This is a genomic window from Paucimonas lemoignei (assembly GCF_004342585.1).
GTDB lineage: Bacteria > Pseudomonadota > Gammaproteobacteria > Burkholderiales > Burkholderiaceae_D > Paucimonas > Paucimonas lemoignei.
The window spans coordinates 115,613-136,126 of sequence record NZ_SLZQ01000001.1 but is presented as its reverse complement, the minus strand read 5'-3'; the positions used below and the strand labels follow the sequence as shown (position 1 = coordinate 136,126).

The 20,514-nt window shown below is 60.9% G+C and carries 22 protein-coding genes and 1 pseudogene; 3 read left to right on the top strand and 20 right to left on the bottom strand.

Going from position 1 to position 20,514, the window contains the following annotated elements:
- Positions 1 to 138: 138 nt before the first annotated feature.
- The 11 genes from flgL to flgB form a co-directional block, all read right to left on the bottom strand.
- On the bottom strand, positions 139 to 1,353 hold the full coding sequence (flgL, locus tag EDC30_RS00620) for a flagellar hook-associated protein FlgL (protein WP_132256338.1): 1,215 nt from the start codon (positions 1,351 to 1,353) through the stop codon (positions 139 to 141).
- A gap of 11 nt (positions 1,354 to 1,364) precedes the next feature.
- Positions 1,365 to 3,308, bottom strand: a complete 1,944-nt coding sequence (gene flgK / locus EDC30_RS00615) for a flagellar hook-associated protein FlgK (protein WP_207907190.1) — start codon at positions 3,306 to 3,308, stop codon at positions 1,365 to 1,367.
- Positions 3,309 to 3,425: 117 nt separating this feature from the next.
- Positions 3,426 to 4,460 carry a flagellar assembly peptidoglycan hydrolase FlgJ gene (flgJ, locus tag EDC30_RS00610; RefSeq protein WP_132256334.1) on the bottom strand — a complete coding sequence of 345 codons (1,035 nt, stop codon included), beginning with the start codon at positions 4,458 to 4,460 and terminating at the stop codon, positions 3,426 to 3,428.
- Between the two features lie 10 nt (positions 4,461 to 4,470).
- A complete protein-coding gene (locus EDC30_RS00605) occupies positions 4,471 to 5,595 on the bottom strand; it encodes a flagellar basal body P-ring protein FlgI (RefSeq protein ID WP_132257198.1) in 1,125 nt (374 codons plus the stop codon).
- A gap of 29 nt (positions 5,596 to 5,624) precedes the next feature.
- Positions 5,625 to 6,296: a flagellar basal body L-ring protein FlgH gene (locus EDC30_RS00600; RefSeq protein WP_132256332.1), complete on the bottom strand. Its 672-nt coding sequence runs from the start codon at positions 6,294 to 6,296 to the stop codon at positions 5,625 to 5,627.
- A gap of 24 nt (positions 6,297 to 6,320) precedes the next feature.
- Positions 6,321 to 7,103 (bottom strand): flagellar basal-body rod protein FlgG, encoded by a 783-nt coding sequence (gene flgG / locus EDC30_RS00595; RefSeq protein ID WP_132256330.1) that lies wholly within the window; start codon positions 7,101 to 7,103, stop codon positions 6,321 to 6,323.
- Positions 7,104 to 7,182: 79 nt separating this feature from the next.
- Complete coding sequence (flgF, locus tag EDC30_RS00590; protein WP_132256328.1) at positions 7,183 to 7,923, bottom strand: flagellar basal-body rod protein FlgF; 741 nt, start codon at positions 7,921 to 7,923, stop codon at positions 7,183 to 7,185.
- Positions 7,924 to 7,964: 41 nt separating this feature from the next.
- On the bottom strand, positions 7,965 to 9,245 hold the full coding sequence (flgE, locus tag EDC30_RS00585; RefSeq protein ID WP_132256327.1) for a flagellar hook protein FlgE: 1,281 nt from the start codon (positions 9,243 to 9,245) through the stop codon (positions 7,965 to 7,967).
- 33 nt (positions 9,246 to 9,278) lie between these two features.
- A complete protein-coding gene (locus EDC30_RS00580) occupies positions 9,279 to 9,956 on the bottom strand; it encodes a flagellar hook assembly protein FlgD (protein ID WP_132256325.1) in 678 nt (225 codons plus the stop codon).
- 14 nt (positions 9,957 to 9,970) lie between these two features.
- Positions 9,971 to 10,375 (bottom strand): flagellar basal body rod protein FlgC, encoded by a 405-nt coding sequence (flgC, locus tag EDC30_RS00575; RefSeq protein WP_132256323.1) that lies wholly within the window; start codon positions 10,373 to 10,375, stop codon positions 9,971 to 9,973.
- A gap of 2 nt (positions 10,376 to 10,377) precedes the next feature.
- A complete protein-coding gene (gene flgB / locus EDC30_RS00570; protein WP_132256321.1) occupies positions 10,378 to 10,791 on the bottom strand; it encodes a flagellar basal body rod protein FlgB in 414 nt (137 codons plus the stop codon).
- 191 nt (positions 10,792 to 10,982) lie between these two features.
- Between flgB and flgA the strand changes: the two genes are divergently transcribed.
- The 3 genes from flgA (at position 10,983) to EDC30_RS00555 (ending at position 12,615) form a co-directional block, all read left to right on the top strand.
- On the top strand, positions 10,983 to 11,690 hold the full coding sequence (flgA, locus tag EDC30_RS00565) for a flagellar basal body P-ring formation chaperone FlgA (RefSeq protein WP_132256319.1): 708 nt from the start codon (positions 10,983 to 10,985) through the stop codon (positions 11,688 to 11,690).
- A 127-nt stretch (positions 11,691 to 11,817) separates the two neighbouring features.
- Complete coding sequence (gene flgM, locus EDC30_RS00560) at positions 11,818 to 12,135, top strand: flagellar biosynthesis anti-sigma factor FlgM (RefSeq protein WP_132256317.1); 318 nt, start codon at positions 11,818 to 11,820, stop codon at positions 12,133 to 12,135.
- Between the two features lie 6 nt (positions 12,136 to 12,141).
- Positions 12,142 to 12,615 carry a flagella synthesis protein FlgN gene (locus EDC30_RS00555; RefSeq protein WP_132256316.1) on the top strand — a complete coding sequence of 158 codons (474 nt, stop codon included), beginning with the start codon at positions 12,142 to 12,144 and terminating at the stop codon, positions 12,613 to 12,615.
- Between the two features lie 73 nt (positions 12,616 to 12,688).
- On the opposite strand, the gene EDC30_RS00550 is transcribed toward EDC30_RS00555, so the two are convergent.
- The 9 genes and pseudogenes from EDC30_RS00550 to flhF form a co-directional block, all read right to left on the bottom strand.
- Positions 12,689 to 13,498, bottom strand: a complete 810-nt coding sequence (locus tag EDC30_RS00550; RefSeq protein ID WP_132256314.1) for a TOBE domain-containing protein — start codon at positions 13,496 to 13,498, stop codon at positions 12,689 to 12,691.
- Positions 13,488 to 14,264 carry an ATP-binding cassette domain-containing protein gene (locus EDC30_RS00545; RefSeq protein ID WP_132256312.1) on the bottom strand — a complete coding sequence of 259 codons (777 nt, stop codon included), beginning with the start codon at positions 14,262 to 14,264 and terminating at the stop codon, positions 13,488 to 13,490. Before EDC30_RS00545 ends, EDC30_RS00550 begins: the two co-directional genes overlap by 11 nt.
- An 8-nt stretch (positions 14,265 to 14,272) precedes the next feature.
- A complete protein-coding gene (gene modB, locus EDC30_RS00540; RefSeq protein WP_132257196.1) occupies positions 14,273 to 14,953 on the bottom strand; it encodes a molybdate ABC transporter permease subunit in 681 nt (226 codons plus the stop codon).
- Between the two features lie 39 nt (positions 14,954 to 14,992).
- Positions 14,993 to 15,727, bottom strand: coding sequence for a molybdate ABC transporter substrate-binding protein (gene modA / locus EDC30_RS00535; RefSeq protein WP_132257194.1), 735 nt, complete (start codon positions 15,725 to 15,727; stop codon positions 14,993 to 14,995).
- Positions 15,728 to 15,930: 203 nt separating this feature from the next.
- Positions 15,931 to 16,713: a flagellar motor protein MotD gene (motD, locus tag EDC30_RS00530; protein ID WP_132256310.1), complete on the bottom strand. Its 783-nt coding sequence runs from the start codon at positions 16,711 to 16,713 to the stop codon at positions 15,931 to 15,933.
- Between the two features lie 22 nt (positions 16,714 to 16,735).
- Positions 16,736 to 17,476, bottom strand: a complete 741-nt coding sequence (locus EDC30_RS00525; protein ID WP_132256309.1) for a flagellar motor protein — start codon at positions 17,474 to 17,476, stop codon at positions 16,736 to 16,738.
- Positions 17,458 to 18,192 carry an RNA polymerase sigma factor FliA gene (locus EDC30_RS00520; RefSeq protein WP_132256307.1) on the bottom strand — a complete coding sequence of 245 codons (735 nt, stop codon included), beginning with the start codon at positions 18,190 to 18,192 and terminating at the stop codon, positions 17,458 to 17,460. Before EDC30_RS00520 ends, EDC30_RS00525 begins: the two co-directional genes overlap by 19 nt.
- Before the next feature lie 22 nt (positions 18,193 to 18,214).
- Complete coding sequence (locus EDC30_RS00515; protein ID WP_132256305.1) at positions 18,215 to 18,811, bottom strand: antiactivator of flagellar biosynthesis FleN protein; 597 nt, start codon at positions 18,809 to 18,811, stop codon at positions 18,215 to 18,217.
- Between the two features lie 253 nt (positions 18,812 to 19,064).
- A pseudogene (flhF, locus tag EDC30_RS00510) lies at positions 19,065 to 20,450 on the bottom strand (flagellar biosynthesis GTPase FlhF); the annotation flags it as partial.
- Between the last annotated feature and the right edge of the window lie 64 nt (positions 20,451 to 20,514).

Sequence of the window (20,514 nt, the reverse complement as noted above, 5' to 3'; positions counted from 1 at the left end):
TCGAAGGATTTTTATACAGAATGCGCGCGCTGACGCGGTATATGTGCGACAAGCCGCCGTCCTGTTGCAAAAGCGTGACTCGAAAAATCAAAAGCCCATGACTTTGCATGGGCTTTTACATGACGCTCGGGAGCGATATCAGATGAAATTGAACAGCGAAAGACCTGACATCTTGACGAACGACTGCTGAGCCGCCTGCAGGGTGGTCTGTTGCTGGACGAGACTGGAGATGGCCTTGGCATAGTCCAGATCCTGCAGATTGGACAGGGTTTCTGCGTATTGCAGATCCATGTCGCTGCCCGAATTGTCCATCGAGTCTATTTCCTTCAGACGGGTGCCGATGTTGGCTCGAACCGTCAGAACACTGTTGAGCGCATTGTCGAGATTGCCATGCGCGATCGTCAGCTGGTTATTCAGGCGCGCTTGCCCAGCTTCGCCTGTGCCGGAGGCTTCCAGCGCACCGATCAGATTTTGCAAGGTGGTGAAGAGACTCTGGTTGACGCTTGGCTTGACGGAAAAATTGTCGCCATCAGCCGGCGCGCCACTAATTTCAAACTGGATGCCGTCAAAGCCGATTGCTTCGCCGCTGGTATAGGGATTACCCGGCGCGGGTACCACGGCAGCGCCGGTAGTCACGTTGGTTACCGTGTAGGTGGTGACGCCGCCCGTTACCGAAAAATTGATGCTGTATTCATTGCCGGTCACCGCGGCCGCATTGGTCACGATACCTGACGAAAACACCCCGCCGCCGGCATTGGCCGACGCCGCGCTGATGCTGAATGTGCCATTGCCGGTTCTGATTTGTTCAAACACGGCGCTGCCATTGTCGCCGAAGGCAAGCTGGCGCGATGCGGAAACCTGCAGCATGCGCTCACCCTGGTCGCCGTTATAAATGGCGCCTGCGGAGGACTTGGAGAATGGCTGGGTATCACTGCGAAAGCCGGCGAAAAGATAGCCGCCCACGCCATCGCTGGAGTTAGCCAGCGACAGCATTTCATCGAAACGCTGCCTGAGTTCGGTGGCAAGAAATTTGCGCTCGGTGTCGCTGTAGCTGGCGTTACCTGCCGATACCAGCATGGTTTTCACATCCTGCAGCAGCGACGTCACATTCTGCAGCGCGTTTTCTTCCAGGTTGAGCGAGTCCTTGATGGTGGCGCGGTTGGTGGCGTACTGGCTGTTGACTGCCTTGGCTTGGTTGATTTCATAGGCGCGCGCCGAAGCAACCGGATCATCGGCCGGGGTCTGGATACGGCGACCGGTGGCAATCTGCTGCTGCGTCTGCATCATGCGGGCTTGCAGGTCGCTCAGTCTCGATGTGCCGGACTCATACAGGGTATTGGTGCTGATGCGCATGATGACAGTCCTTATTGGCCGAGTGAGAGCAAGGTATCGAACAGCTTGCTGGCTATCTGCATGACCTTGCCGGCGGCCTGGTAAGCCTGCTGGTAACGCAACAGGTTGGCGGCTTCCTCGTCGAGATTGACGCCCGATTCCGCTTGCTGTGCCGCTACGGCCTGTGCCAGCGAGGCGGTTTCTGCCGCCATGTTGACGTCAATTTCATGCGTCTTGTTACCCACCAGGTTGACCATCTGGCCGAAAGCCCCCTGCAGGGTGGCGGTCCCGCCGTTCATCACCTTCGACGTTTGAAGCGCGCCGAGCTGCACCGCGTTACGGTTGTCGCCCTTGCCATCGGTATTGTGGCCGATGGTGAAGGTGTCGCCAGTCTTGGGCGAACCGGTGATCGAAAAACTGATGTTCGCAAAACTGATCGTAGCGCCTTCGGTGTACGGCACCGGCGCACCGGCCGCGTACGTAGTGGATGTGCCGTTGCTCGTGACAGTCACCGGCACCGCCGGAAAACCGCTGAGCATGCCGGTGGTGTCATTGAAACCGAGCATGATGGCCGGCGTGACCGTGGCAGGCGAAAACCCCGTGGAAACCGCCCCGGGGCTGATCTTGCCGGAGCCCAAATTGGCCGTCGGAGCATTCGTCAGGACGGGCGAAGCGGCGGCGATCTTGTTCGGATCGCTCAACACCACGTTGAAACTGGCCGCGCCATTAATGGTCGGCTTGACCAGGAAGACGTCGCCTGCCGCCAGGGTTCCCGAGCTGATCTCGAAATTCACGCCATCCACCGACATGGGGATGGTGGGAGACGAGGTGATGGCGCCGTCATTCAGACGCGTGACCCGATAATTGCCCGGCCCGACGTATTCGAAACGGTAATCGCTGGCAGTCAGCGCAGCGGTATTGGTAATGCTTGCCGTAGCGACGGCTGTACCGGTATTGAGCGTGCTGGCGTTGACCTGCGGCTTGCCGGTGCTGAAAAAGTCGCCGCCCGCCGTGGCGTTCAGGTCCAGTCCAAGGTGATGCTGGGCATTGAACTCGCTTGCCAGCGACATGGCGATGCGCCCCAGCTCATTCTGAACCCGGTCCAGCGTTTGCGAGCGGAATTCGAGCAGGCCGCCGAGGTTGCCGCCGGTGAGCGAGGATTCAGCCAGCGAGATGATCTTGCCGTTGGATACATATCCGACCTGCAGCCGCTCGGGGTCGGTAGCGGATGCCACCGGCGTCAGCTCGAATGACTGGCCGCCGACAATCAGCGATTGTCCATTGCCGACAGAAATATTGTAGTCAGTCCCCTGCTTGACGACGGTAACCTTGACTTCCTTGCTGAGATCCGACACCAGCTTGTCGCGCTGGTCCAGCAGATCGTTCGGCGGCTGTCCGCCATTGCTGGCTTGCGCCACCGCGATGGACTGGTTGAGCTTGGCGATCTGCCCCGATATCGAATTGATGCTGGTGATGCTGGTGCGGATATCGGTATTGACGCCCTCGCGCAATTCGGCCAAGCGGCTATTCACATCCTGGAATTGTCCGGCAAGGGTTTGTGCCGCCGATAACATGGTCTGCCGCGCAGCGCCCGAGGAGGCGGGCGGCGCAGAGGCGAGATTTTGCACATCCTGGAAAAATTCCTGCAGCGCCGGCGACACGCCGACCGTTCCGTCGGCGAACATGTTGTTGATCTGCTTGACCTGCGTGTAATACGCGTTCAGCGAACTCTGCGATGTCTGCGACGTCAGCACCTGGTTGGCGAGATAGTCGTTATAGATGCGCTTGACCGTCGATACTTCGGTACCGGCGCCCGTGAAGCCGTAACTGCTTTGCTGGCCCGGGCGATTGGTCTGCACGACTACCTGGCGACTGTAGCCGGCGGTATTGGCATTGGAAATATTGTGCCCTGCGGTCGTTAATCCCACCTGGGCTGCGGTCAATGCGGTTTGGCCGATGCTGAGGATATTCGCCATGATGGTCTTTCTATTAACGCGTTACCAGGGTTTTCGGCAGCCAATCGGTAAACTTTAATCCGCCGGCTGCCAGCCCTGTTCTTTTTACAATATCACCCTGCCGTTCAAGACCGGTCTTCAGGCGGACAAGGTATGTTTAATAATGCGCGTCAGCTTGGCGGCATACTGCGGATCCGTCGCATAACCTGCCCGCTGCAGCCCACGTGCGAAACTGCTGGCATCCTGGGCATTGGCGATGACGTTTTCATAACGCGGATTATTGGTCAGCAGCTTGGCGTAATCGCGGAAACTGTCGGCATAGGAATCGTAGGCGCGGAATTTTTCGCGTTTCAGCTGCGGCACGCCATTGACGTATTCGGTCGTGGCAACCTCGACAACCTTGCCTTTCCAGCCTGCGCCGGCCTTGATGCCAAACAGGTTGTAACTGTTGCTGCCGTCGGCGCCGCGGATTTCACGCTTGCCCCAGCCGGTTTCCAGCGCGGCCTGGCCTAGCATGAACTTGGCCGGGATGCCGGTGACGCGACTGGCCGCTTCAGCATGATGAGACAGGCGATCCTCGAATTCCCGCACATGCGCGTAACGTGCCGTCGACTTGCTCGGCTGGGCCGCGTCGGCGGCACCTGCGGCGCCAGCAGGCATGCGGTTCCATACGTTGGACAGCATGGCATCGCCGCCGCCCGCCTCTTCATTCTGCAGGCGCATTTGTTCCTGGAAGGCAGCGATCTGTGCCTGACGCAGCGCATTCGGTTGTTGCCCCGTCGCGCCAAGCTTGCCGGCGCTGTCGCCGTCCGCCGCAGCGCCCGCGCCTGCCGCGCCGCCGGCTTCGCCTGCGTCGCCCGGCTGCACGCCCCGGTTGGCGGACAACTGCCGCACCAGCACATCGGCCAGTCCTACGCCGCGATTGGCCAGGGTCTGGCTCATCTGCTGATCCAGCATCGAGGTGTACATCTTGGTTTGCTGGTTATCGAACAGGCCCTCCTGCGGCGTGGCTTCACGCATGCTCTTCATGACCATGTTCATGAACAGGGCTTCAAACTGCTTGGCCGCGGCCTTGATGGATTCCGGCGAATTCTGCCGCGCCGACTCGCGCAGCGCGCCGAGGCCCTTGGTATCCAGGGCCAGCTTGCCGGTCATGTCGACGGAATGGTTCATGGCGCTCTGATTAAATGATTTCCAGTTCGGCACGCAGCGAGCCGGCTGCCTTCATCGCTTGCAGGATAGCCAGCAAGTCTTGCGGCGTCGCGCCGATCGCGTTCAGGGCCTTCACGACTTCCGCCAGCGAGGCACCGCCTTTCAGCATCATGACCTGGCCCGGCTCCTTGCGGATATCGATTTGCGAATTCTGGGTCACCACGGTCTGGCCGTTGGACATCGGCGCCGGCTGGCTGGCCGTATTTTCCGTATTGATGACGATGGACAGATTGCCGTGCGAAACCGCGCAGCTTTCCAGCGTCACGGCCTGGTTCATGACGACGGAACCGGTGCGCGCATTCAGGATCACTTTGGCGTAAGTCTGCGCCGGCGTCAGATTGATGCTTTCCAGCGCGCCCAGAAACGCCACGCGCTGGCTGTTATCGGCAGGAGCCCTGACACGGATGACGCGGCCGTCCTGGGCTGCGGCGGTATTCGCGCCAAACACGCGGTTGACGGCTTCGACCACGCGGGCCGCAGTGGAGAAATCGGTTTCCTTCAGCTCGACAAACACGGCATCGGCCTGGCCGAGCGATGTCGGCACGGCGCGTTCGACGGTGGCGCCATTGGAAATGCGGCCGACGCTCAAATGATTGACTTGGGCCTTGCTGCCATTGGCGGCAGCGCCAGCGCCACCCACCACCAGGTTGCCTTGCGCGATGCCATAAATCTGGCCATCGGCGCCTTTCAGGGGGGTCATCAGCAGCGTGCCGCCGCGCAGGCTCTTGGCGTTACCCATCGACGACACCGTCACATCCAGGGTCTGACCAGGCTGGGCGAAGGCCGGCAGCGAAGTCGTCACCATGACTGCCGCGACATTCTTCAATTGCAGCGACGAAGCCGGCGGCAGGCTCACGCCCATTTGCTGCAGCATGCTCATCACGCTTTGCACGGTAAACGGGGTTTGCGTGGTCTGGTCGCCGCTGCCATCCAAACCAACGACCAGGCCGTAACCGAGCAGCTGGTTTTCACGCACGCCCTGGATGCTCGCCAGGTCTTTCAGGCGTTCGGCATGCGCGGGGGCGGCGGCCAGGCAGCAGGCGCAGGCCGCGAGCAACAGGCTGCGCTGGAAAGCTTGGCGAACTGAGAAAAACATCTTCATGGTCGGCTCCGATTGATGCCGCATCACAGCGGCAACACGCTCAGGAAGAAGCGCGTCAGGATACCCATGACTTCGACGGCATCCACATGGCTGTTGGTACGGTATTCGATGCGGGCATCGGCCACCTGGCTGGACATGATGTTATTGCCAGGCAGGATACGGTCCGGGCTCACGACGCCGGAGAAACGGATGAACTCGGTACCCTTGTCGAATGCCACCTGCTTTTCGCCGCTGACGACCAGGTTACCGTTGGGGAGCACTTCCGTCACGGTCACGGCCACGGTGCCGGTAAAGTTATTGCTTGAGCTGGTCGCGCCCTTTTCGCTGAATTCGCTGGAGTTGGAAGCCCCGGCGCTGGTGCGTCCCAGGAGCGATGCCGGCGCGCCGAACAGCGCGGTGATGCCGCCCTCGGCACTGCCGCTCTTGCTGCCGGAATTGCCGGCGGCCTTGGCTGCGCTGGTCTTTTCGCTGATGGTCATGGTCAGGATATCGCCGACAAAGCGCGCGCGGCGATCCTCGAACATCGGCCGATAGGTGGCTGCCTGGAAGATGGATCCATTGGCCGGCTGATGCGCCTGCGGCGGCAACGGACGTGCCGTGGTCGGCCCCTGCACGATCGTATCCGGTGTCATCGCGCAACCGGTCAGGTAGACAGCGGCGGCAGTCGAACAAATCAGTTTGAGCGCTTTATTCATGGCTTAAGCTCCTGCGTGCCGCTCTTACAGTTGCGACAGGCGCTGCAGCATCTGGTCGGACGTGCTGATCGCCTTGCTGTTGATCTCGTAGGCGCGCTGAGTCTGGATCATGTTGACCAGTTCTTCCACCACGTTGACGTTGGAAGTTTCGGTGTAATTCTGCAACAAGGCGCCGGCGCCATTGGTGCCCGGGGTGTTGGTATTCGGCGTGCCGGATGCGGCGGTTTCGGCATACAGGTTTTCACCCTTGCTTTCCAGGCCGGCCGGATTGATGAAAGTGGTTACCTGCAAGGTGCCGACGACGGTCGGCGCCGCGGATCCCTGCACCTGCACGGACACCGTGCCATCGCGCCCGATGGTGATGCTTTGCGCGGCGTCGGGGATGGTGATGGCCGGCTGTACCACGAAACCGCTGGAGGTGACCAGCTGTCCCTGGTTATCCACCTGGAAGGAGCCATCGCGCGTGTAAGCGGCGCTACCGTCCGGCATCAGCACCTGGAAAAAGCCGGCGCCCTGGATGGCGACATCCTTGCTGTTGCCGGTGTTCTGCAGGTTGCCCTGGGTGTGAATGCGCTCGGTTGCGACCGTGCGCACACCGGTGCCGAGCTGCAGGCCCGACGGCAATTGTGTCTGTTGCGACGATTGCGCGCCCGGCTGGCGAATGGTCTGGTACAGCAGGTCCTCGAAGACCGCGCGGGATTTCTTGAAACCCGTGGTGCCGACGTTAGCCAGGTTGTTGGAGATGACGTCCATCTGCGTCTGCTGCGCTTCAAGACCGGTCTTGGCTATCCATAGTGAACGTATCATTTCATTCTCCCGCTGGCTTTGTGTTCGTTGACGACACCTGTCAGGCTCGTCTCATGATTTCATTATGGACCAGGCAACGCTAGCTCAAAGCCAAGAGTTGAGAGGCTTTGCCCGCGTTATTCTCGGCATTCTTCAGCAAATTCATATGCAGCTCGAACTGGCGCGCCAGGCTGATCATGTTGACCATCTCGTCGACGACGTTGACATTGCTGCTTTCCAGGGCCGAGCCGATGAGCGTGACATTCTCGGCGGCGTCGGCCGGCTCGCCGCTCTTCAGGCGGAACAGGCCATCGTCGCCGCGCACCAGTTCGGACTGTTCCGGATTGACCAGCTTGATGCGACCGAGCACGGTGCCGATTGCCGGCTGGGTCGCGGTGGACACGGCAGACACCGTGCCATCCTTGGCGATAGCCAGGGCGACATCCGGCGGCACGCTGATCGGCCCGCCATCGCCCAGCACATTCAAGCCGTTCTGGGTCTGCAGCACGCCGTTTTCGCTGAGCTTCAGGCTGCCGTTGCGGGTATAGGCTTCCGAGCCATCCTCCAGCTGCACGGCGATCCAGCCCTGCCCCTGCACAGCCACGTCCAGATCACGCCCGGTCTGTTGAATGGAGCCCGCGCGAAAATCCGCGCCGACCGTGGAATCGACCACGAAAGCACGGGTCGGCAATTCGGCGCCCTGCACCGGCACGGCGCGGAATGAATCGATCTGGGCACGAAAGCCCGTGGTCGTGGCATTGGCCAGGTTATGCGAAGTCGTGGCCTGCCTTTCCATGATGTGCTTGGCGCCAGTCATGGCGGTGTAAATCAGACGGTCCATGTTTTCTCTCCCGGCCTCTCGGCATCAATCACTGCTTGGCATTACCTCAGGTTGACCAAGGTCTGCATGACCTGGTCCTGCGTCTTGATGGTTTGGGCATTGGCTTGGTAATAGCGCTGCGCGGTGATCATGTTGACCAGTTCGGCGGTCAGGTCGACATTGGAGTCTTCCACTGCCATCGACTGCAGGGTGCCCAGGCTGCCGGAACCAGGCGAGGCGACCAGTTCAGGTCCCGATTCAGATGACACCGACCAGACATTGTTGCCAAGCGGTTGCAAGCCATTCGGATTGGCGAAATTTGCCAGCACCACCTGCCCCAGCGTCGCCGATTTGCCGTTGGTGTAGCGGCCGGTGATCACGCCGTCGTCGCCGATGTTAAAACCGGACAGCCGGCCGGCGGCAAATCCATCCTGGGTCAGCGCGTTGACGCTGAATGCCGAACCGAACTGGGTGGTTCCCGTGAAGTCGACACTGATGCCGGCGCCGCCGCCGATCGGCGTGGTTGCGCCAGTGGAGACAGGCAACTGGATATTCGGGATCGGCATGGTGGTCAAGCCAGTGTTGATCGTGCCATCCGAATTGAAGGTGATCGAGCCGATATTGCCGCCTACTGGCGCCGGCAACAGGTTGCCATCGACTGCGCCATAAATGTCCCAGGTCGCGAGCGTGCCCGGCGGATCGGCTGCCAGCGGCGCTGTCTTCACGAAATAGGTTTGCAGCACATGGGCATTGCCCAGGCTGTCGAACACCGAGACCGATGTCGCGTTATGGTAAGTCGCCGGGTCATTGATATTGAACGGCGTGACAGCCTGGTCGATCGCGGTCTTGCGTGAATCCAGATTCAACTGCGCAGTCACTTTCGATGATTCGCTCGGCGGCTGGTCAGCGGTGTTGATATAGATGTCGCCAGGGGCGCCCAGCGACAGCACGCCGGAAGCATTGACGCCATAGCCGGTCAGGCGCGCGCCATCGGGATTGACGATGTAGCCGTTCTTGTCCAGCTGGAACTGGCCGTTGCGCGAATAAGTGATCGTGCCGTTGGTGCTCAGGCGGAAGAAACCGCTGCCGCTGATTGCCACGTCCAGCGGATTGGACGAGCCCGTGATGTTCCCTTGCGTGAATTGCTGGGCGACGTTGGCAACCTTGACGCCGATGCCGACCTGGCCTGCGCCGCCGCCCGACAGCGAGCTGGCATACACATCGGCGAACTGCGCCTGCGAAGCCTTGAAGCCGACGGTATTGGCATTGGCGACGTTATTGCCGATCGCATCCAGGCTCTTCGATGCAGCATTCAAACCGCTCAAACCTTGCTGGAAACTCATGTTATTCCCCTTTTAAATTATCTCGCGCAGCGATCACAGGATCTGGCGAATATCGGCAAAATTCAGTGCGCCCAGGCCCGGCACGTTGACCTTGATACCCTGACTGTTGGTGGAAACGCTGGCGACCTGGCCAAAACTCAGCGCGGTGGACTTAACCGTCTCGCCGCCGGTCGTCGCCTTGACTTCAAAGGTGTAGGCGCCATCCTTGGCAGTCGTGTTCTCGTCGATCTTGCCATCCCATGCAAGCGGATAGGTACCGGCCGGCTGTTTTTCCAGGGTGATGGAGTGGACCGCTTTGCCATTGGCGTCGCGGATCGTGACATCGACCTTGTCGGCAGGCCCCTCCAGTTCGATGCCCATCAATGCCTGGCCTTCGACCAGTTGCAGGCTGTCTCCTGGCGCCAGCACGCCGTGGCCGATCATGCTGGTCGCCTGCAGCGTCTGGCTCGCCTGGTAACTGCCCATGAGCGATTGCAGCGCGACGTTCATTTTCTCGATGCCGCTGACCGTCGACAGCTGCGCCAGCTGGCTGGTCATCTGTGCATTGTCCATCGGGTTCAGAGGATCCTGATTCTTCATCTGCGTCACCAGCAGGGTCATGAAACGGTCCTGCGCTTCCGTGACGGTGTCGGTTCCCTTGGTCGATTTCGCCCCATTCATCGAGGTCATCAGGCTCTCGGAAACGCCGCTGGTATTTTGTATGGTCGCCATGCTAGGTTCCTTTCTTACTGGCCGATCGCCAGGGTTTTCATCAGCATCGTCTTGGCCGCGTTCATCGTGTCGACGTTATTCTGGTACGAGCGCGACGCCGAAATCATGTTCACCATCTCTTCGATGACATTCACGTTGGGCATGGCGACGTAACCGTTTTCGTCGGCTTGCGGATGCTTGGGGTCGAACACCATCTTCGGCGGCGAGGCGTCTTCCACCACTTGCCGCACCTTGACGCCTGCCGCTTCCGGCGTGGCCAGCGGCACGGCCTGAAAAACCACCTGCTTGGCCTTATAAGTCTCACCGGTGGAACTGGTGGTGCTATCGGCATTGGCGATATTGGAAGCGACGACATTGAGGCGCTGCGATTGCGCGCTCATTGCCGAGCCGGCGACATTGAAGATATTAAATAGCGACATGATTATTGCCCCTGGATGGCGCTCAGCATCTTGCGGATCTGCGCGTTAATGAGAGTCAGGCCTGCTTCATAGCGAATGGCGTTGTCGGTGAACTGGTTGCGTTCGGCATCCATGTTGACCGTATTGCCGTCGACATTGCCCTGCTGCTCCGTGCGGTACAGCAGCGGCGCGCCGCCGACCGTATTGCCATTCTTGCTGCTCAGGTGTACGGTGTCGGTCCTGGCCATTTCCGGCGCATTCGGCGGCCCGCTCTTGGCCAATGCGCCTTGCAAGGCCTTGTTGAAGTCGATATCGCGAGCCTTGAAGTTGGGCGTGTCGGCGTTGGCGATATTCGATGCCAGCAGCTGCTGGCGCTGGGCCCGCAAATTCAATGCGGTCTCGTTGAACCGCAGGTATTCATCCAGCTTTCCTATCATGCCTTCCTCCTCAACACCGACTAAAGAAACTGCGCTTTCAGCCGATAATGGTTTTGTACAGGCTCGATATTAGGCAGGCAAGGCCGCGTTTGATCGATCGATAAGGGCATAAAATCCTGCCCTATTCCCCGCTTTGCAGCCTGGCGGCCTCGTTATCATGGTCAGCGTAAAGAATCGATACGCACCAGACCATGCACCTGCTATCCAAGGCCCTCCTGTTCATCGCGCTCATGCAGCTTGCCATCGCGGCGGCCGCACAGCAAGCTGCGCCGCAGCGACAAGACCCGGAAGCCATCCGCAAGGTCGTCGAACATTTCCTGAAAGTGCAAAGCACCGGCCTGCCCGGCCAGGTCAGCATCAGCGCCAACGCGCTCGATCCGCGCTCCAACCTGATAGCCTGCGCCGCGCCGGAAGCATTCATGCCGCCCGGCAGTCGGGTATGGGGACGCACGACGGTCGGCGTGCGCTGCACCGTGCCGGTGTCCTGGACCGTCTATATTCCGGCGACCGTCAAGGTGGTCGCCGATTACCTGACTACTTCGGCGCCACTTGCCCAGGGCCAGGTGATCGGCCCCCAGCATCTGACCAGGGCGCGCGGCGACCTGACGCATCTGCCGGCCGGCATCCTGACCGATCCCTCGCAGGCGCTCGGCCGCACGCTGGCCATGTCGCTGCCGGCCGGAACGCCCTTGCGCAACGATGCCCTGCGCGCCCAGGCTGCAGTCCAGCAGGGCCAGACCGTGCGCCTGCAAACCGTTGGCACGGGATTTCGCATCTCGGCCGAAGCCAAGGCCTTGAACAACGCAGGCGAAGGACAAGTCGTCCAGGCCAGGACATCCAATGGACAAATTGTCAGCGGCGTGGCGCGAATCGGTGGCGTAGTGGAAGTAACTTATTGAAAACATGGAAGAATATTCTGGTCGACTATCGTAATTAATGTTAAATTTGTTCCTAAAGTTTAGGCGGCGCCTGCCGTTATATGGGCATGGACAGGGGTAATCCGCCCCAAACAGACAAGGAACTATCGTGAAAATCGATAACTCGATCAAGAAAACTGGCAGCCTGCCGGTCGGCGCCACCGAAGCGCGCGGCAGCAAAGGCGCAGACAAGGCCGCCGGCGCAGCTAGTGCGACCAAGACCAGCGCCAGCAGCTCGACCCAGCAAGGCGTTCAGATTTCATCGCAGCTGCAAGCCCTGGCAGGCAGCGAAGGCGTGTTCGACACGCAAAAGGTGGCGGAAATCAAGGCAGCGATTGCCGAAGGCAAGTTCAAGGTCGACCCTGAAAAGGTCGCCAACGGCTTGCTCGATTCCGTCAAGGATTTGATACATACCCGTAAGGCATAGATACGCATGAACCAGACCGGCACCGGCCCCGCGCACAAGCTCCACGAAGAAAACCGTACTGCGCGCATGCTGCTCGAGATTTTGAACAAAGAGCAAGCCCAGCTGGTCGCCGCGGATGTCGACGCGCTCACCGCGCTGACGGAAGAAAAAAATCAGCTGGTGGCGCGCATGTCGGAACTGGCTGCCGAACGCCACGCGGCCTTGACTGCCGCCGGATTCGAGGCGACGGAACAAGGCATGCAAGCCTGGCTGGACAGCCTGCAGCCGCCTACTGCCCGCCAGTCCTGGAAAGAATTGCTGGAAATCGCGCAAGCCGCCAAGGAAATCAATCGCAGCAATGGCATGTTGATCGGCAAACACCTGGCGCGCAACCAGAATGCGCTGAATGTACTCAAGGGTGGCCCGCAAGGCCAGACGCTGTACGGCCCCAATGGGCAATCGGCCGTCACCCCGGCAGGACGCGGCCTGGTGATCGGCTAGGCTGATAAAGATTTACGAGGGTGTACTTCAACCGGCTCTGCCGGTTTTTTTTTGCGGCGACGCGACGCCGTGACTAGGCCGGTGTGCCCAGGATAACGCTGGATTCCTTGAAAATCGCCGTCACCTGCTCCCCGACGGCAAGCGCGAGCTCCCGGCAGCTTTCGTTCGTGACGATGGCCGCAAGCGTCACGCCATCCGACAACTCCACGATCACGTCGGCATTCACCGCGCCATCCTGGATGCGCGTCACCGTGCCGCGCAGGCGGTTTCGGGCGGAAAACCGGGCGCGTTCGTCATCCTTTGCCAGGATGATCATGGAAGACTTGATCAACGCGAACGCTTCGGCGCCGGGAGCCAGCCCAAGGTCTAGCGTGCTTTCATGCGTGATGACAGCGACGATCGGGTGGCCGCTTGGCAATTCCAGGACGACTTGGTCATTGACCGCTCCGGTTCTCACCTCGACGACCTTGCCCCAATACTGATTGCGTGCGCTGGTTTTCATGCCCATCCTTCTGAACATCAGGTAATCGTCGGCGATGCCGCGAGCCTGCCGACCGAGCTGTTCGATGAAATGGCGATGCTCGCGCTCGATCGTTGCAAAATTTTCCACCAGTTGCGCGCCGCGCTGTGTCAGACGCGTGCCGCCGCCGCCTTTGCCTCCCGCAGCGCGTTCGACCAGCGGCTCGCCGGCAAGATTATTCATCTCATCGATAGCATCCCATGCCGCCTTGTAACTCATGCCGGCGGCCTTGGCCGCCTGGGTGATCGAGCCGCACGCCGCGATCTGCGACAACAGGGCGATGCGCGCATGCCCGCCGAACTTTTCGCCGGCGACGGTCAGCCAGACAGAACCCTGCAGCTGGATGCCCTTCTCATTCTCCATCCCGACTCCCGTTTTCCCAGCTTCCGTTTCCGCTTTTGCCTTCGCCGCTTGCGTTATTCACTGGCTCCCGCCGCATGACCGCGTCGTCTGCATCGCCATCCGCAGCGACGATCGCGCCATCCTTCAACTGCAGGATTTCATCGCCGAACACTGCTGCATCTTCCATATCATGCGTAATCATTACCATCGGCACATTCAGCCGTCGCTGCAACTGGTCCAATTCCTGCCGCAAGGAGACACGCAGCGGCGTGTCCAGCGCCGCGAACGGTTCATCGAGCAGCAAGGCGCGCGGCTTTGCGGCCAGCGCCCGGGCCAGCGCCGTGCGCTGACGCTGGCCCCCGGAGAGCTCGGAAGGAATCTGCTGCGCAACCCGGCGCAAGCCGAACGCATCCAGCCAGTAATCCACCTCGGCGCCACCGACATCCGCCGGTGGATTGCGCCAGCCGCGCGTCAGCCCGAAGGCAATGTTTTGCCGGACATTCAGATGAGGAAACAGCGCGTAGTCCTGGAACAGGTAGGCCAGTTGCCGTTCCTGCGGCGCGAGGTCGATCCCGTCTGTGGAATCAAACAGCTTGCGCCCCTCAATATGGATATACCCGCAATCAGGCTGCAACAAACCGGCGATGGCCTGCAGCGAAAGACTCTTGCCTGCGCCGGAAGGACCGAGAATGACGACGCGCCGGCTATCGGTGCGAAACTGCAGCCGCAATTCAAACTTGCGCCTTCCGGAACGCAGCTCCTTGGCGATATCGATATCGAATAACACACGTGCTCCTAAACAGGCCGACGACGGCGCTTGTAATCCGGCGCCAGCCAGGTTGCTGCAAGCAGCACCGACACGCATACCAGCGAGGTAATCAGAACGAGCAGATTGGCCAGACCGTCCTGTCCGGCTTGCACCGCCTCATACACGGCTACCGACAGGGTTTGTGTTTTGCCGGGAATGCTGCCGGCCACCATCAACGTCGCGCCGAACTCGCCCAACGCCCGCGCAAATCCGAGCAACACGCCCGCCAGGATGCCGCGCCAGGCAAGCGGCAGGCTGATGCGAAAAAAAATCGCCGGCTCCGGCACGCCCAGCACTCTTGCGGCGTTTTCAAGCTGCCCGTCGACCGCCTCGAACGCTGCCCTGGCCGGCTTGAATACCAGCGGAAAGGCCACGATGGAAGCGGCGATCACCGCTCCCTGCCAGGTAAAGATCAGGTTGATGCCGAAGGTGTCATGCAGCCATGCGCCGATCCAGCCGCGCCGGCCGATCAGAACGAGGAGGTAGTATCCGAGCACGGTGGGCGGCAACACCAGGGGCAAGGTCAGCATCGTATCCAGCAGGTCGCGGCCGGGAAAGCTCCTGCGCGCCAGCAAATAACCCACGCCCACACCCAGCACGAGGTTGATTACCGTCGCCAGGCCAGCCACCTTGAGCGACAGACCGAGGGCAACCCATGCGGCATCCATTCCTGCAACCATATTCATCCTTGACGCCTTACTCCATTCCTATGGCTTCAGAAAGCCGTATTTGGCAAGAATAGCCTGGCCTGCCGGTGACATGACAAAGTCGACGAAGCGGCTGGCTTCAATGGCATTTTCACTGTCTGCGGTTTTGGCGATCGGATAAAGAACCGGCTCGTTCAGCGGCACCTGCATGGCGATCCGCACTTTATCCGGCATGAGCGCGGCATCCGTGGCATAGACAAACGCGGCATCGACTTCGCCTCGCGCCACATAATCCAGCGATTGACGCACGTTTTGCGTACGGATAGTCTTTGACTGCAGTTGCGGCCACAGCCGCGCTTCCTGCAACGCCTCCCTGGCATAGCGCCCCACCGGCACGCTGTCGGGATTGCCGATTGCGACTTTATGCACATCCGGCTGCGACAGATCCGGCAACATCTTGATCTTCAGCCTGCTGTCGCGCGGCACGACCATCACCAGCGAGTTGCGCGCAAACACCCGGCGATCGGCCGATTTCACCAGTCTCTGGCTGATCGCCATATTCATGGTTTCCTGGTCCGCCGAAGCGAACACATCGACCGGCGCGCCTTTAGCCATTTGCTGCAGCAGTGCGCCGGATGCGCCGAAATTCACCAATGCCTTGCTCCCCGGATGGCGCGCTTCATAGGCAGCGCCAATCTCGCGAAAGGCATTGGTTAGGCTGGCAGCCGCAGACAGCGTGATCTCGCCCGCATGGGCCAGGCTGGCTGCGGCAAGGAATAATCCCGCTGCCAGCATGTTGCATATCGAAAGGCGCACTGCAGTTCTCCTTAGTCCGGTAGCTTGCCGCCGCTATATACCAAACTATATTACGAGACTGATTCGTAAGCAACGCGCAAGGCGAATGCCCGATAAACGCTGTTTAACTCGAGGCAAGCGGAATGAATAAACGGGAGATGACTGATCTTGGAATCAGCGTTCCAATTGTTCCTGAAGTTTGCTCAGTGACCGGAGCCGTCGTGTCCATCAGCCTGTTCGGGCTCGATGTCCGGAAGGCTGGAAAGGATCATGATTTCGACGCGGCGATTGCGAGCGCGTCCTTCCGCCGTATCGTTGGACGCCACCGGAAAGTTGTCGGCATGGCCGACCGCGCTCAGGCGCACCGGGGGCACGCCCTTATCGGCAAGCAGGCGCACCACACTGCTGGCGCGCGCGCTCGCCAACTCCCAGTTGGAGGGAAAAGCGGCATTTTTGATGGGCACATTGTCGGTATGCCCCTCCACCTGCAAACCGTGACTATCATCTTTCATGATGCGCGCAATCGTGCTCAGCACCTCGCCGGCTTCGCCAGTCAGATTGGCGTCGCCTGTCGCAAAGAGGATGCTGGCGTTGATTTCCACCTTCACGCCGCGCCCGGTTTGCGTCACGCGCACGATGCCGCGCTTGATCAGCGGGTCGAGCGACTGGCGCAACTGGCGGGCGATGCCTGCCATGACTTCGCGCTCGCGCTTGATGGCTTCGAGGCGCTGCCTGTCCTGTGTCGATTGCCGGCGCAATGGAAACGCCTGCTGGCGCTCGGGCGATACCTGGACCACCGAAACCGACGCCCCGGTGCCGAAAGCGCTCCCCAGGGCATTCGACAGCACGCGATACTTGCCTTCGTTGACGGAAGATATGGCGTACATCACCACGAAAAACGCGAACAGCAGCGTGATGAAGTCGGCATACGAAACCAGCCAGCGCTCATGATTTTCATGTTCTTCTTCGTGTTTTTTGCGCGCCATGGCCTTCCCTTTACGGCCGCGGCTAGCGCCGATGAGCGCTCATGCGCTCCTGTATCACGCGAGGGTTGTCGCCGAGCGCGATGCCGAAGAATGCGGCAATCAGCATTTCGCGCTGCGCCACTTCGCGCGCCAGCAGCGATTTGAGCTTGTTGCCGATCGGGAGAAACACCAGGTTCGCCAGGCCGACGCCGTAGATGGTGGCGACGAAAGCCACGGCGATTCCGCTGCCAAGCTGCGCGGGATTGGCCAGGTTTTCCATCACATGGATCAACCCGAGCACGGCGCCGATGATGCCGATGGTAGGCGCATAACCGCCCGCCGCATCCCACACCTTGATCGCCAGGCGTTCATGGCGCTCGTAACTGTCGAGATCGGTTTCGAGAATATCCTTGAGCTTGAAAGGGTCGATGCCGTCGATCAGCATGCGCAAGCCCTTGGCGCGGAACGGGTCTTTCACTCCTTCGAGGTAGCGCTCCAGGCTGAGCAAACCATCGCGCCGCGCCTGCGTGCTCCAGGTGACGATCTGCTGCTCGATCAGATTGGTGGTGTCGGGCCGCGGCACGAATACCGTCTTGGCCAGGCGCACGCCGCGCATGAAGTCCTGCCGGCCGCTCTGCAGCAGCACGGCGCCCACCGTGCCGACGCCGACGATGATGAAGGCTGCAGGCTGCACCAGCGAACCCAGGTGGCCGCCTTCCAGCAACTGGCCGAGCAGGAGCCCGCCCAGCGCCAGTGCGATGCCGGCTACGCTAGCCCAGTCCACGCCTGCTCCTTCAAGAAAGTACGCAGGCGCGCGATCGCCTGGCTATGCAGCTGGGATACCCGCGACTCCGATACGTTCATCACCGCGCCGATTTCCTTCAGGTTCATCTCCTGTTCGTAATATAGGCCCATGAGGATCTTTTCGCGCTCCGGCAAGGCTTCGATGGCAGCGATCACCGCCTGCCTGAAACCCGTATTCATCAGCGCCTGCAAGGGATCGTCCGCATGGTCGGTGCAATAACGGTCGAGGAAATGCTCGCCGTCTTCGCCGTTGTCGTGGAAATCCTCGTAATAGACCAGCTGGTGGCCGCCGCTGTCGCCGAGCAGCTCCTGGTATTCGGTCAGCGACATCTTCAGCTGCTTGGCCACTTCGGTTTCGAGCGGAGGGCGCCCGAGACGCTGCTGCAGCTTTTGCATGGCATCTTCGATCTTGCGCATGTTCTGGCGGATGCTGCGCGGCAGCCAGTCGCTGTTGCGCAACTCGTCCAGCATGGCGCCGCGAATGCGCTGCACCGCGTAGGTTTCAAACTGGGCGCCATGGTTATCCTCATAGCGATTGACCGCGTCCAGCAGGCCGATCATTCCCGCCTGCACCAGGTCATCCACTTCGACGCTGTGCGGCAGCTTGGCCTTCATCTGGTGCGCCAATCGTTTCACCAGCGGCGCATGTTCCTGCAGCAGGTGATTCTTGTCCGATTTTCCATGCGCGGTATACATCTATCTTTCGTTATCCTTATTATTAACCCGCCATCCGCATTCCGCCCAGCGTCTGCGCGCCGGCCAATTCGCCCATCGAGAAACGTCCAGCCAGCTTGCGGAACGCCAGCGACGCTCCCGCCAGCGGGAAGGCTTCCACGACGCTGCGTCCCAGCTTGGCGGCGCGGCGCACATGTTCGTCCGCGGGCACCGAGCCGAGGAAATCGACTTCGGTCGCCAGGTAGCGCCGGGCCGCCTGGGCGATATTGTCGTACACCAGCCTGGCTTCCTTCTCATTGACGCCGCTGACCAGCACGCTGACCGGCCGCCTCCCCTGGCTGGCCGTCAGGCGCTTGATCATTGCATACGCCGACTTGATCGACGCAGCGCTGTTCGACACCTGCACCACGACTTCGCCGTTGGCCAGCAAGGGCAGCGAAAATTCGTCATCCGCACCCAGCTCGCCATCCACCAGCACGATATCGTGCTCCTTCGCCAGCGCCGTGAAAGCCTGGTCCAGGCGGCGCATCAGCAAGTCATCCTGAGCAGCCGCCTGCAGGCGCGTGCGGGACTGCGTGGTCGCATGTACCAGCCTCGCCACGCCGAACCCCTGCGGCATGGCTTGCACCAGTTCGCTCATCCTGCCTTCCTGGCGCGCCACGTCCAGCAGGCTGGCGCGGCGCGGCGCATCGAGGCGGTCGGCGATGCTGCCGGTCGCACCGCGCGCATCCACGAGCAGCACGTCGCTGCCGGAACGCACCAGCGAGGCGCCCAGGTTCGCCAGCATCGCATTTTTTTCTTCGTCTGGCAACGCCGAGAGGAAGGTGAAGATACGCGGGCGCGGCCCTGCCAGCATGCGGCGCAGGCCTTCGGCCTGATCGGTACGGAAGTTGGCCAAGTGACACCTCGCGCAGGCTGGAGTCGTTCATGCCGCGCACGGCGTTGGCCACCACCAGCGGCAGCTCGGCATCGCGGACCTGGAACGGCGCGGTTTCGCGCTTCAACTTGAAGGAGCGGTCGACCAGGTAATCCTTGTTGGCGACGTGCAGGTCTTCCGGCACGCGCTGGCCGTTAGCCACGTAATACATCTTCAGCTTCTGACGGATCGCCACGTCCAGCACGCCGCCGATGGTGGCGGCCTCGTCCAGCTTGGTCATGATGCAGCCTGCCAGGCCGCTGCCCTGATAGGCGCGCACCACTTCATTCAGGGTTTCGCCGCTCGACGTCGCCGACATGCACAGCAGGCGATTCACCTTGGTATCGGTGCCGGACAGCATGGCGATCTGTTCGCCCACCATCTGGTCGCGCTGGCTCATGCCGACCGTGTCGATCAATACCATGTGCTTGTTCTTGAGTTCGGCCAGGGCGATCTTGAGGTCGGTTTCATCCTTCACCGAGTGCACCATCACGCCGAGGATCTTGCCGTAGATGCGCAGCTGTTCGTAGCCGCCGATACGGTAACCGTCGGTGGTGATCAGCGCCAGCTTGCCGGCGCCATGACGCATCACGCAGCGCGCCGCCAGCTTGGCGGTCGTGGTGGTCTTGCCGACGCCGGTCGGGCCAACCAGGGCATACACGCCGCCGCGGTCGAGGATATCGTTTTCATTATCCAGCGTCGTCAGGTTGCGCGACAGGATCGAACGCATCCAGGCCATGCCGGCTTCAGCGGTCAGTCCCGATGGCATTTTTTCAGTCAGGAAGCGGCCCAGGCTGGCGGAATAGCCGGCCGACAGCATTTCGCGCAGCACTGCCGACTTGGCCGGCTCGCGCTGCTGCTGGCTGCTGAAGGAAAGCTCGGCCAGCTGCGACTCCAGCATGCCGCGCATGGCGCGAATCTCGGCCATCATCCGGGACATTTCAGCCGTGGCGGACTGCCCGGCAGCGGCATTGGCTTCACGTGCGGCATGCAGCGTTTCAGCCAGGCGGGAAGCCTGATTGTTTTCAGACATATGGCGCGGCGCCAGCGCGGCCAGGGTCGATTGGGAAATCGAAGGCTGCAGCGAAGGAGCCGGGGTCTCGACTGCGGACTCAGCCTTGCGGCGAGTCGTCAGTGCCGCCAATGTCGATTGCGAGATGGCAGGAGCAGAAACGGGAGCCGCGGCGCGGGTTTCCACAACCGGCTCGGCCAGTGCCGCCATGTCCTCTGGCGCCAGTGCGAGAATCTCGATTGCACCATCCACGCTGCGGTTGGACAAAATCACGGCGTCTGCGCCAAGTGCATCGCGGACCTTGCGCAATGCTTCGCGTGATGTAGCGCCGGTGAATTTTTTTACGTTCATGCTTGCCTCCAACTAGGCTTTCACTTCAATGTGCTGCCTGCTTGTTCCAGTAATCGCTTGCGTC